The following is a 12,223-nucleotide window of genomic DNA, read 5'->3' as shown; positions in this document are numbered from 1 at the left end:
CTCACCGGCCCGGCCTCCCGCCGCCGTTGGTGGGGGATACTGTCCCGGTGTCGACACCTACTTCTGGCGTTTTGGTGCTTCTCGGTGCGCCCCTGGGAAATCCAGAGGACGCCTCGTCTCGTCTGCGGACCGAGCTCGGCCTCGCGGACGTCATCGCCGCAGAGGATACCCGGCGGCTGCGGCGCTTGCTCAGTGAGCTGGATGTGGCCACCGGGGCTCAGGTCACGTCGTATTTCGAGGCGAACGAGGCGGGGCGAACCGAGACCCTTATCGAACAATTGTACGACGGCAAGCGGGTCGCCGTCATCACCGACGGCGGCATGCCCTCGGTCTCCGACCCCGGCTTCCGGCTGGTGCGGGCCGCGATCGACGCCGGGATCGCCGTCACGTGCGCGCCCGGCGCGAGCGCCGTGACGACCGCCCTCGCCCTCTCCGGCATGCCGTGCGACCGGTTCTGCTTCGAGGGCTTCGCGCCCCGCAAGGACGGCGAGCGGCGCCGCCTCTTCGGCGAGCTCGCCGAGGAGAAGCGCACCATGGTCTTCTTCGAATCGCCGCGCCGTGTAGCGGATACCTTGCAGGCGATGTCCGAAACCTTCGGCGCAGGCCGCCCCGCGGCCCTGTGCCGCGAGCTCACCAAGACCCACGAGGAGATCCGCCGCGGCACCCTCGCCGAGCTGGCGGAAGGCGCCGAATCCGACCCGCCCCGCGGCGAGATCACCCTCGTCATTTCGGGCTGGACCGGCCCCGACGCCAGCGAGGCCACCCCCGAGGCCATGGCCGCGGCCGTCGCCGCCCTGGAGGATGCCGGAACCGACCGCAAGACCGCCATGAAGGAAACAGCGACCCGCTTCGGTGTTCCGAAGCGGGTCGTCTACGACGCGGTCCTCAGCGCCGACTGATCAGAAATTAGTCTCGACCGTGATGATCGGGCACCGCGCGACGCCGGATCGCTCGATCTTGGTGTCGCCGGTGAGCAGCTCGCAGTCCAACTGCTCGGCCAGGGCGACGAAGAGCGCATCGTAGCCGGTGAGGTTGTGGCGCAGTTCCCAAGCCCGCGCTGTCAGGGCGAGATCGGGGCTGACGAGCTTGACCCCGAGCCGGATGTAGTCCTCGACGGCTTGGTGCGCGGAGTCGGAGGGAATAACCTGTCCTCGGTCCAGACTGCGAAAGGACTGGAGGATCTCGGCGGTTTGATGTGCCGGCGCGGCCAGGTCCTGGTGCTGCGAGAGAATCGACCGGATCTTGTCTCCGGAGGGACCGAAGAACCGGAGCGCGGTGACCATGGCTGAACTGTCGACGACGATCATGTCTCGGTTCAGTCCCTGTCGTGGATCGCGGCGAGGATGACGTCCATCGGAATGGGCTCGGGGCGCTCCCGCTTGAGACGGGCTTCGATTACCGCGAGTTTGGTTCGGTTGGAGGCGCTCCTCGCCTGCTCCCGGATGACCTCCAGGAGGAAGTCTTGGAGGGACTCCTGGCGCTCTTCGGCGAGCGCCCGGATGATCTCCAGGTCGCCCTCGGGGATATCGCGAATCATGAGGTCGGACATGAATCAATCGTAACTTCCGATTCGTGTCCGCTGGTGACGCGACACGCTAGAGCTCGTCGAATTTGAAGGTCTTCCAGGAGACGAGGGCGACGAGGACCGCGAAGGCCGCGAGGAAGCCGATCTGGGGGAGGACCGCCGCGGGGGACTCGCCGTAGACGACGACCGACTGGAGCGCCTCGTTGAGGTAGCGCATCGGCGAGGCGTACGAGAGCCACTGGACCCACTGCGGGGAGAGCGCGAGCGGGTAGAACGCGCCGGAGACGAACGCCATCGGCATCGTCACGAGGTTGCTGAGCCCTGCGGCGGCCGGGCTGGTCTGCGCGATGCCGCCGATGACCACGCCGATCGCGAGGAACGCGAACGTGCCGAGCAGGACCAGCGGCACCGCGAACCACGTCCACGCAGACAGTCGCAGCCCGAAGCCGACCGCGGCGACCGCGAGGAACACCGCGGTCTGCACGATCGCGACCACGAGGTTCACGGAGATCTTCGCGCCCAGGAACGTCCCCACCGAGGCGGGGGTGAGGCGCAGGCGCCGCATGAGCTTGTCGCGCTTCCAGTCCACGATCGTGCCGGCCGCGCCGAACACGCCCGAGATGGCGACGCCCCACGCGAGGATGCCGGGCGCGAGGTACTGGATCGGCTGGAGCGCGCCGCCGTCGGCCTCCTCGACGTCGGTGGCGAGCACCGGCTCGTCGGGCGCCGCCGCGGAGAGGACCTCCACGTTGACGTCGTCGATGAGCGAGGACAGCCGTTCCTCGGCGATTGCGGCGGACGTCGAGTTCGTGGCCGACGGGTAGATGCGCACCGTGGAGCCGTCCTGGACGACCGCGGCATCAGCGTCGCCCTCGCGGAGCATCGCCAGCGCCGCGTCGAGGTCCGACGCGCTTTCGACGGTGAACTCGTCGGGGTCGGCGCCGTCGAGGACCGCCACGTCGCCGACGGCGACGATCCGGGAGGCCGCCGTGTCGCCGGAGCCGAAGACGCTCGCGAGCAGCACCATGAACATGAGCGGCAGGAGGATCGTGAAGAAGATCTGGCTGCGGTCGCGGATCCACCCGCGGCCCAGAGCCTTGAACAGGCTCAGGAACGCCCGGCCCCGCGTGCCCGCGGGAGCCTCGCGTCCGGTCTCGGTGCGCTGCTCGGTCACCGCGCTCATCCGCGCCACTCCCGTCCGGTGACGTGCAGGAACACGTCTTCGAGGTTCGCCGTGCGCACCGCGAGGCCCTCCAGGGCCCCGTCGGAGGCCAGCGCGGTCAAGAGCTTGCCCGGGTCGCGGGTCTCGAACACGACCGTCCCGTCGGCGGTGCTCGCGGTGCCGTCGAGCGCGAGCTCGGCGATGCGGGCGTCGTCGAGCTGCCCGGCCGCGACGGTGACGCGCGTCGGGGCGTCGAGTTTCCGCACGAACCCGGCGGGGGAGTCGACGGCCTTGATGCGCCCGGCGTCCATGATGGCGACCCGGTCGCAGAGCGCCTCGGCCTCCTCCATGTAATGCGTGGTGAGGACCACGGTCCGGCCCTCGTCGTTGATGGCGCGCATGAGGTCCCAGAGGTTGCGGCGGGCCTGCGGGTCGAGGGCGGCGGTGGGCTCGTCGAGGAACACCAGCTCGGGGTCGCCGACGAGGGCGCACGCGATGGAGAGGCGCTGCTGCTGGCCGCCCGAGAGCTTCTCGCAGCGCATGTTCGCGTGCTCGGCGAGGCCGACGAGGTCGAGCATCTCGGCGGCGCGGGTCTTCGCGGCGCCGTACAGCTCGGCGAAGGTGCCGATCTGCTCGGCGACGGTGAGGAACTCGAAGAACGCGGACGCCTGGAGCTGCACGCCGAGGCGGCGGGTCAGCTCGGGGGAGTGGGGCCACGGCGAGCGGCCGAGGAGGCGCACGTCCCCGGAGTCGGGCTTGCGCAGGCCCTCGACGATCTCCAGGGTGGTGGTCTTCCCGGCCCCGTTGGGGCCGAGGATGCCGAAGAACTCGCCGCGCTCGACGCGGAAGCTCACGCCGTCGACCGCGCGGACCTCGCCGGTCCGGCGGCCGCGGTAGGTCTTGCGGAGGTCGGCGACCTCGATGGCGGCGTCCATGAGGCGAATCTAGAGGATCGGCCGGTGTGACGGGGTTCTCGGCCAGGCGGGAGTGAAGGTGAACGGCGGTTCCCGGGCAAAACGGGCGTTCGCAGGGTCCCCCGGCTCAACAGTGCCGCACGGGTGCGACAGCGCCGAGGCGCCCGGCGTGCGCGCCTTCCTCGCGTTCACACCCTCCGTAACAGGACCGTGAGGTGAACTTCACGGGCCCGGTACGACGGGCGCACGTCCAGGCAACGCCGTCCGCAGAGGGTGGGGCCATGACTTCGACACTGACGCCCCCGGCCGGCACGGCCGCCCCCCGCAAAGGCTGGATCAGCGACTGGCGCCCCGACGACGAGGGCTTCTGGCAGTCGACCGGCCGCAAGACCGCCCGGCGCAACCTGGTGTGGTCGGTGCTCGCCGAGCACCTCGGCTTCTCGGTGTGGACGATGTTCAGCATCATCACCCCATACCTGGCGGCCTCGGGCTACGAGTTCTCCGTCAGCCAGCTGTTCTGGCTCACCGCGGTCCCGAACCTCGTCGGCGCGTTCCTGCGCATCCCCTACACCGCCGCCGTGGCCCTGTTCGGCGGCCGGAACTGGACGATCATCTCCGCGGCGCTGCTCGTGGTCCCGACCGCGCTCCTCGCCTACTGCGTCATGACGCCCGGCACGCCCTACTGGCTGTTCGTCGTCGCGGGCGTGACCGCCGGGTTCGGTGGCGGGAACTTCGCGTCGTCCATGGCGAACATCTCCTACTTCTACCCGGAGCGCCACCGCGGCTCCGCGCTCGGCGTCAACGCCGCGGGCGGGAACATCGGCGTCGCGGCCGTGCAGTTCTTCGGGCCGCTCGTGATCGGCGCGGCCGTCCTCGGCTCCTCGCAGGGCACCACCGACACCGGGCAGGCGTTCTACCTGCACAACGTGCCGCTGCTGTGGCTGGTCCTGGCCGTGTTCGCCGCGATCATGGCCTGGCGCGCGATGGACAACCTCGCGGTGGCCCGCACGCCGCTGCGCGAGCAGGTCCCGGCGCTGGCCCGCAGCCACACGTGGATCATGAGCGTCCTCTACATCGGCACGTTCGGGTCGTTCATCGGCTACTCGTTCGCGTTCCCGCTGGTCATCAAGCTCGCGTTCCCGGAGTTCAACGCCCTGTGGATCGCCGCGCTCGGCCCGCTCGTCGGCTCCCTCGCCCGCCCCATCGGCGGCTGGTTCGCCGACCGCCTCGCGGGCGCCCCGATCACCTCCGGCGCGTTCGCGCTCATGGCGGTCGGCGCGATGGGCGCGATCTGGGGCATCAACTCGGCGTCGTTCCCGCTGTTCTTCGCCTCGTTCATGCTCCTGTTCGTCATGAGCGGCGTCGCGAACGGCTCCACGTACCGGTCGATCCCGGCGATCTTCCAGGCCGAGGCCGCCGCCGCGGCCGGGGGCAAGGCCGGCGAGGCCGACGTGCTCCAGGCGAAGAAGATCACCGCCGCGGCCCTCGGTTGGATCTCCGCGATCGGCGCGTTCGGCGGGTTCCTCATCAACCAGGGCTTCCGCATCGCCAACGAGACCACCGGGTCCGTGGTCCCCGCGATGTGGGCGTTCGTCGGCGCCTACGCGTTCTTCCTGGTCCTCAACTGGTGGTGCTACCAGCGCACCGTCCTCGTCGCGAAGGCCCCGAGCCTCGCGTACGCCAAGGTCTGACCCTTCGCGCACACAGTGGCCCGCAATCGCCGCCTCCGGGCGATTGCGGGCCACTTAGCATTCCTGAAACATCGCTCACGTGAACGCGTAACCACCTCTGGGCACACTCGCCGCATGACCGCTCGCACCCGCCTCCCCGTCCTCCGCAGCGCCGACACGCACTGCCCGTACTGCGCGCTCCAGTGCGGCATGCGGCTCGAAGAGGACGCCGACGGCACGGTCACGGCCGCGCCCCGCGGCGGCGGCATGTGCAAGAAGGGGTGGACCTCGCCCGAGCTGCTCGACCACCCCGACCGGATCACGACACCGCTCCTGCACGGGAAGCCGGTCTCCTGGGACGAGGCCCTCGACCACGTCGCCGACCGCATCCGGGCCGTCCAGGCCGAGCACGGGAAGGACGCCGTCGGCGTCTTCGGCGGCGGCGGGCTCACCAACGAGAAGGTCTACCAGCTCGGCAAATGGGCCCGGCTCGCGTTGGGCACCAAGCACATCGACTACAACGGCCGGTTCTGCATGTCCTCGGCCGCCGCGGCCCTCAACCGCGCGTTCGGCGTCGACCGCGGCCTCCCCTTCCCCGCCGAGGACCTCAAAGACGCCGAGGTCGTGGTGCTCGTCGGCGCGAACCCCGCCGAGACCATGCCGCCGTTCATGCGGTTCCTCCAGAACGCGGAGCTCATCGTCGTGGACCCGCGGCGCACCGCCACCGCCGAGGCCGCGCAGCTCCACCTCCAGCCCGCCCCCGGCACCGACCTCGCGCTCGCGAACGGCCTGCTGCACATCGCGATCGAGCAGGGCTTCCTCGACCGGGCCTACATCGCCGACCACACGTCGGGCTTCGACGAGGTCCGCCAGACCGCCGCCGGGTACTGGCCCGCGTTCGTCGAGCGGACCACCGGCGTCTCCGTCCCCGACCTGTACGCGGCCGCGAGGCTCATGGCGGGCAGGCGGACCGCGATCCTCACCGCCCGCGGCTCCGAGCAGCACGCCAAGGGCGTCGACACCGTCACCGCGTGGATCAACCTCGCGCTGGCCCTGGGGCTTCCGGGGCGCCCGTCCTCGGGCTACGGGTGCCTGACGGGCCAGGGGAACGGGCAGGGCGGGCGCGAGCACGGCCAGAAGGCCGACCAGCTCCCCGGGTACCGGATGATCACCGACCCGGCGGCGCGCGAGCACGTCGCGGGCGTGTGGGGCGTCGACCCCGAGATCCTCCCCGGGCCCGGCGTGTCGGCCGTGGAGCTGCTGCGCAAGTGCGGCGAGGAGGTGCGGATGCTGTTCGTGCTCGGCTCCAACCCGGTCGTGTCGGCGCCGCGGGCCGCGCGGGTCGCCGACCGGCTCAAGGACCTCGACTGCCTCGTGTCGCTCGACTTCGTCATGTCCGAGACCGCGCGCCTCGCCGAAGTGGTCCTGCCCGTGACGCAGTGGGCCGAGGAGGACGGCACGATGACGAACCTCGAAGGGCGCGTCATCCGCCGCCGGTCCCTGCGCCCAGCCCCCGCCGAGGTCCGCTCCGACCTGTGGATCATGCAGGAGCTGGCCGCGCGCCTCGACGCGCCCGGGACGTACTCGACTGACCCGGAGGCGATCTTCGAGGAGCTCGGCCGCGCCTCCGCGGGCGGCAAGGCCGACTACTCGGGGATCACCTACGGGCGCATGGAGACCCAGTCGTTCCAGTGGCCCGTCCCGGCCCCCGACCACGACGGCACGCCGCGCATGTTCGCCGACCTGAAGTTCTTCACCCCGGACGGCCGGGCCCGGTTCACCGCCGTCGACCACCGCCACCCCGCCGAGCGCCGCGACAGCGTCTACCCGCTGTACCTGACCACCGGCCGCATCCTCACCCAGTACCAGTCGGGCGCCCAGACCCGGCTCATCGGCTCCCTCGACGGCGAGCAGTTCCTCCAGATCCACCCCGACACCGCCGTGCGGCACGGCATCGGCGACGGCGACCTGGTGCGCGTCACCTCCAGGCGCGGCTCCTACACCGCCCCGGCCCGCCTCAGCGCCGACATCCGCCCCGACACGGTGTTCAGCCCCTTCCACTTCCCCGGTGCCGCCAACGCGAACGCCGCCGTCTCCGACGTCCTCGACCCGATCAGCCGCATGCCCGAGTTCAAGGTCTGCGCCGTCAAGATCGCCCTCGCCCCGAACCCCTGACCTTCGTCAGGGTTGAAGGGCCGGGAATATCGGTCGAAAGAAGGAGACGGTCCGGACGAATTGCCCAGGGCGGCAGCCGCTCCGGCGGTCAGAGTTGGTGATGCGGGCCCGACCGGGCCCGCGCCACCCACTCCCGATTGGACGCATCTTGCAACGCAGCACGAGACGGACCGTCCTCGTCGCGGCGGCCGCCGCGGCCGCACTGGGCCTCGGGGCCGTCCCCGCGGCCGCCCAGGGGACCGAAGCGCCGACGCCGCTCGCGATCCCCGAGCCGACCGGCGCGTACGCCACCGGCACCACCGCGATCCACCTCGTCGACGAGGACCGCGCCGACGTCTGGGTCCCGGCCGAGCGCCGCGAACTCATGGTCACCATGTGGTACCCGACCGCCGACGACGGCCCCACCGCCCCGTACATGACCGCCGAGGAGTCGGCCCTCTTCGGCGCCCAACTGGGCGTCCCCGCCGACCTCCTCGCCCAAGTGCAGACCAACTCGGTGCCCGGCGCCGAGCCGCTCGCCGACGACGGCTCCCTGCCGCTCGTGGTCCTGTCGCCCGGGTTCTCGTTCCCGCGCGCCACCCTCACCGGCCTCGCCGAGGAACTCGCGAGCCAGGGGTACGCCGTGGCCGCGGTCGGCCACAACTACGAGGCCCCGATCTCGTTCCCCGACCGCACCACCGAGTGCATCACCTGCGAGGACGACATCGACGGCGACACCCTCGTCCCGAACCGGGCCGCGGACCTCGACTTCGTCGTCGAGGAGCTCGAAGCGGGCGCCTGGGACGGCGCCGAGACCATCGACTTCGACCGGATCGCGGTCGGCGGCCACTCGATCGGCGGCGCCTCCGCCTACCGCACGCTCGCCGACTACGAGCGCTTCGACGCCGGGTTCAACCTCGACGGCACCTTCTTCGCGCTCGACCCGAAGCCCGTGCGCGAGCCGTTCCTCATGGTCGGCGCGGAAGTCCACGGGCAGCCCGGCGCAGACGACTCCTGGGACAAGGCATGGAAGAAGCTGCGGGACTGGAAGCGGTGGATCACCGTCGACGGCACCGGCCACAGCGCCATGACCGACCTCGCCCCGCTCGCCGAGCAGGCGGGCCTGAACGAGGACGCCACCGACGGCTTCCGCTCCAGCGACATCGCGCGGACCTACGTCACGGCCTTCCTCGACGCGCACCTGCGCTGCGAGGACGAACCGGTCCTCGACGGCCCCAGCGCCGAATGGCCCGAGGTCGAATTCCACAACCCCTAAGACCCGCAGGGGAAACCAGAAAGGCCCGGCCGCGCGGGTGCGCGCGGCCGGGCCGCCTCACGTCCCCCGGAGCCGCTGGGGGAGGAGGAACTCCTGGGTCTCCTCGGCCACGGCCCGCTCGACCACCTCGACCGGGCCGAGCCCTGCGATCAGCGCCACGACCTCGTCGACGAGCCGCGGCGGCGCCGAGGCGCCCGCGGTCACCGCCACCGTCGCCGCGCCGTCGAGCCACGCCGGGTCGACCGCCGCGGCCGTCTCGACCAGGTGCGAGGCCACGCCCGCGGTACGCGCCAGCTCCACGAGCCGGTTCGAATTCGACGAGTTCGCCGACCCGACCACGAGCACCAGGTCCGCCTCGTCCACGATCGCCGCGACCGCGGCCTGCCGGTTGCTCGTGGCGTAGCAGATGTCCTCGGCCCCTTGCCCTCTGATGTGCGGGAACCGGTCCCGCAGCGCGGCCGCGATGGCCTCGACCTCCGTCACCGCGAGCGTCGTCTGGCTCAAGTACGTGACCCGCCGCTCGTCCGCCACGCGCAGCGCCGCCACCTCCGCGGCGGTCTCCACCAGGACCGTCTGCGCCGGCGCGACCCCCATCGTGCCGACCACCTCCTCGTGGCCGTCGTGTCCGATGAGGACCACCGTGTCGCCCGCGTCCGCGGCCCGCTTGGCCTCCGCGTGGACCTTCGCGACCAGCGGGCATGTCGCGTCCACCGCGTCCAGGCCGCGCCGCGCCGCCTCCGCCTCCACCGCCGGGGCCACCCCGTGCGCGGAGAACACCACCAGCGCCCCCGCCGGGACCTCGTCCAGTTCGGACACGAACACCGCGCCGCGGGCCTCCAGGCCCGCGACGACCTGCGCGTTGTGGACGATCTGGTTGCGCACGTACACCGGCGGCCCGTGCTGCTCCAGCAGCCGCTCCACGATCTCGATCGCGCGCTCCACGCCCGCGCAGAACGACCGCGGCGACGGCAGCAGGACCCGGCGGACCGCGGTCACCACACCCTGCCGACGGTGCTCGCGGCCAGGCTCGTCAGCTCCTCGACCGCCCCGCCGTGCAGCCGCCGGTCCGCGAGCCCGTCGGCCGCCGCGGCCGTCAGCGACTCGGCGGCGCGCTGGCTCGCGATGCGGCCCCCGCACGACTCGACGAGCTCGGCCGCGCGCCGCAGCCCGTCCTCGTCGAGCGGGGCCGCGGCCCGGTACAGGGCCGCCAGCTCGGGGGCGTCGGCGTGGCCCGACCCGAGCGCGGCGGTCACCGGCAGCGACTTCTTGCGGTTGCGCAGGTCCGAGTAGACGGCCTTGCCGGTGACGGCCGGGTCGCCCCAGATCCCCAGCAGGTCGTCGACGTGCTGGAACGCGAGCCCGAGCCGGGACCCGAAGTCCCGCAGCGCCTCCACCTGCTCCGGCGTGCCGCCGCCGAACAGCGCGCCGAGCGCCGTCGCGCAGCCCATGAGCGACGCGGTCTTCGCCTCGCTCATCGCCACGCACTCGGCGAGGTCCACGTGCTCGCGGCCCTCGAAGCGCGTGTCGGCGAGCTGCCCTTCGATGAGCGCCCGCACGGTCTGCGCGAGCAGCCCCGCGCCCGCGCGCGCCCGGTCGCCGCCCGCCTCCGCGATCACCTCGAACGCGAGGGCGTGCAGGGCGTCGCCGACGAGGATCGCGTCGTTGACCCCGAAGACCTTCCACGCGGTCGGGCGGTGCCGCCGCAGGCCGTCGCGGTCGATGATGTCGTCGTGGATGAGGGAGAAGTTGTGGACCATCTCGACCGCGACGGCGGCCGGGACGGCGGCCCGCCAGTCGCCGGAGACGGTCTTCGCGGCCAGCAGCGTCAGCAGCGGCCGCAGGGCCTTCCCGGAGTTCGCCTCGACCGGGTTCCCGGCCTCGTCGGTCCATCCGAAGTGGTAGGCCGCGATCCGCGCGGCCGGGGCGGGGAGCCTGCTCGCGGCGGCGCGCAGGCCCGCGTCGATGGCCGCGCGCTCGGCGGTGTACTGGTCGGTCAGGACGGTCATGCGGGGGCCTCCCAATCTCGGGGTACGGGCCCGGGCGGCCGCGGCGGTGCGCTCCGCGGCCGCCCGGGGCTCACTAGCGTCCGATCTCGACGTGTTCGAGGATGCCGAGCGCGTCGGGCACCAGCACCGCCGCCGAGAAGTAGGCGCTCACCAGGTACGACATGACGGCCTTCTCGTCGATGCCCATGAACCGCACCGACAGCCCCGGCTCGTACTCGTCCGGCAGGCCCGTCTGGTGCAGGCCGACCACGCCCTGCTCCTGCTCGCCCAGGCGCATCGCCATGATCGAGGTGGTGCCCGCCGCGGTGATCGGGATCTTGTTGCACGGCAGGATCGGGACGCCCCGCCACGCCGGCATGTGGTGCCCGTCGTACTCCGTGGGCGTCGGGTACAGGCCCCGCTTGCTGCACTCGCGGCCGATCGCCGCGATCGCCTTCGGGTGCGCCAGGATCACCCGCGTGTCGCGGCGCCGCGAGATCAGCTCGTCCAGGTCGTCGGGGGTCGGCGGCCCCGACCGGGTCGGGATGCGCTGGTTCAGCGCCGCGTTGTGCAGGAGCCCGAACTCGCGGTTGTTCACCATCTGGTCCTCCTGCTGCTCGCGCAGGGCCTGGACGGTGAGCCGCAGCTGCTGCTCCATCTGGTTCATCGGCTGGTTGTACAGGTCCGCGACGCGCGTGTGGACGCGCAGCACGGTCTGCGCCACCGACAGCTCGTACTCGCGCGGCGCCAGTTCGTAGTCCACGAACGTCGTCGGCAGGTCCGGCTCGCCGGTGTGGCCCGCGGCGATGTCGATCGCCGACTCGCCGTGCTTGTTGGTCTTCGCGGACCGCCCGGCCCGGTACCGCTCCAGGTGCGCCGCGAGCGCCGGGATGCGCTCCACGAGCTCCGCGACCGCGGCGGTCGGGAGCGTCAGCACCGTCACCGGGGTCGCCGCGATGACGTCGTGGCCCCACACCGGCCCGGACTCGGTGAGCAGCTCCTCGCCGAAGTGGTCGCCGTCGACGAGGACCCCGAGGGAGAACCGGTCGCCGAACTTGCCCTCGCCGAACTGCTCGACGCGCCCGTGCGCGACCAGGTGCAGGCCGTCCACAGGGGCGCCCTGCTGCGCGAGGTGCTCGCCGGAGCGGATCTCGCGCTGCTCGAACCGGTCCGCGAGCGCCGCGAGCACCTCCTCGTCGTCGATGCCGCGCAGCTGCGCGATCTCGCCGAGCTCGGTGGGGATCACCCGGACGGCGTCCCCCTCGGTCGTGAACTCGACGCGGCCGTCGCCGACGACGTGCGTCAGGCGCCGGTTGACGCGGTAGGCCCCGCCCTGGGTCTGCACCCACGGCAGCACGCGCAGGAGCCACCTGGAGGTGATCTCCTGCATCTGCGGGACGGACTTGGTGGTGGTGGCGAGGTTGCGGGCGGCGGCGGTGCTGAGGCTGGTCTGGGGGTGCTGTCCGTTGGAGGTCTGCTGGGGGACTGCCGGGTTGCTGACGACGGCGTCGGTCATGCGAACACTTCCTCACTTTGA

11 protein-coding genes are annotated in these 12,223 nt (G+C 72.0%); 4 read left to right on the top strand and 7 right to left on the bottom strand.

Annotated elements, in window-relative coordinates; genetic code table 11:
- Window positions 1-47 precede the first annotated feature (47 nt).
- The gene (gene rsmI, locus WA640_RS02755) at window positions 48-899 is read left to right on the top strand and encodes a 16S rRNA (cytidine(1402)-2'-O)-methyltransferase (protein WP_442904654.1); all 852 of its coding nucleotides are present in this window, start codon (window positions 48-50) and stop codon (window positions 897-899) included.
- Here rsmI and WA640_RS02750 read toward each other — a convergent pair whose 3' ends face one another.
- From WA640_RS02750 to WA640_RS02735, 4 genes are read right to left on the bottom strand one after another with little or no spacing between them, the layout of a single operon-like run.
- Window positions 900-1,307: a type II toxin-antitoxin system VapC family toxin gene (locus WA640_RS02750; protein WP_335985967.1), complete on the bottom strand. Its 408-nt coding sequence runs from the start codon at window positions 1,305-1,307 to the stop codon at window positions 900-902. It abuts the gene before it with no gap.
- Between the two features lie 8 nt (window positions 1,308-1,315).
- A complete protein-coding gene (locus WA640_RS02745) occupies window positions 1,316-1,549 on the bottom strand; it encodes a hypothetical protein (protein ID WP_335985966.1) in 234 nt (77 codons plus the stop codon).
- A 46-nt stretch (window positions 1,550-1,595) separates the two neighbouring features.
- Complete coding sequence (locus WA640_RS02740) at window positions 1,596-2,708, bottom strand: ABC transporter permease (protein ID WP_335985965.1); 1,113 nt, start codon at window positions 2,706-2,708, stop codon at window positions 1,596-1,598.
- Window positions 2,705-3,622 (bottom strand): ABC transporter ATP-binding protein, encoded by a 918-nt coding sequence (locus WA640_RS02735; RefSeq protein ID WP_335985964.1) that lies wholly within the window; start codon window positions 3,620-3,622, stop codon window positions 2,705-2,707. The genes WA640_RS02740 and WA640_RS02735 overlap by 4 nt, the downstream gene beginning before the upstream one ends.
- Before the next feature lie 260 nt (window positions 3,623-3,882).
- On the opposite strand from WA640_RS02735, the gene WA640_RS02730 reads away from it, so the two are divergent.
- The 3 genes from WA640_RS02730 to WA640_RS02720 all read left to right on the top strand — a co-directional run bounded on the left by WA640_RS02730 (window position 3,883) and on the right by WA640_RS02720 (window position 8,701).
- Entirely contained in the window at window positions 3,883-5,292 is a 1,410-nt protein-coding gene (locus WA640_RS02730) for an MFS transporter (protein ID WP_106361959.1), read from the top strand.
- A 114-nt stretch (window positions 5,293-5,406) separates the two neighbouring features.
- Complete coding sequence (locus WA640_RS02725) at window positions 5,407-7,446, top strand: molybdopterin oxidoreductase family protein (protein ID WP_335985963.1); 2,040 nt, start codon at window positions 5,407-5,409, stop codon at window positions 7,444-7,446.
- Window positions 7,447-7,594: 148 nt separating this feature from the next.
- A complete protein-coding gene (locus WA640_RS02720) occupies window positions 7,595-8,701 on the top strand; it encodes an alpha/beta hydrolase family protein (RefSeq protein ID WP_335985961.1) in 1,107 nt (368 codons plus the stop codon).
- A 57-nt stretch (window positions 8,702-8,758) separates the two neighbouring features.
- On the opposite strand, the gene ispH is transcribed toward WA640_RS02720, so the two are convergent.
- From ispH to WA640_RS02705, 3 genes are all read right to left on the bottom strand, one after another.
- Window positions 8,759-9,697, bottom strand: coding sequence for a 4-hydroxy-3-methylbut-2-enyl diphosphate reductase (ispH, locus tag WA640_RS02715; protein ID WP_335985960.1), 939 nt, complete (start codon window positions 9,695-9,697; stop codon window positions 8,759-8,761).
- On the bottom strand, window positions 9,694-10,707 hold the full coding sequence (locus tag WA640_RS02710) for a polyprenyl synthetase family protein (protein ID WP_335985959.1): 1,014 nt from the start codon (window positions 10,705-10,707) through the stop codon (window positions 9,694-9,696). The genes ispH and WA640_RS02710 overlap by 4 nt, the downstream gene beginning before the upstream one ends.
- A 73-nt stretch (window positions 10,708-10,780) precedes the next feature.
- Window positions 10,781-12,202 (bottom strand): family 2B encapsulin nanocompartment shell protein, encoded by a 1,422-nt coding sequence (locus tag WA640_RS02705; protein ID WP_106361964.1) that lies wholly within the window; start codon window positions 12,200-12,202, stop codon window positions 10,781-10,783.
- Between the last annotated feature and the right edge of the window lie 21 nt (window positions 12,203-12,223).

It is taken from the genome of Glycomyces sp. MUSA5-2, assembly GCF_037034145.1.
Taxonomy (GTDB): Bacteria; Actinomycetota; Actinomycetes; order Mycobacteriales; family Micromonosporaceae; genus Glycomyces; species Glycomyces artemisiae.
Note: the sequence above shows the minus strand (reverse complement) of the source record. Positions and strands in the feature narration are given on the sequence as shown.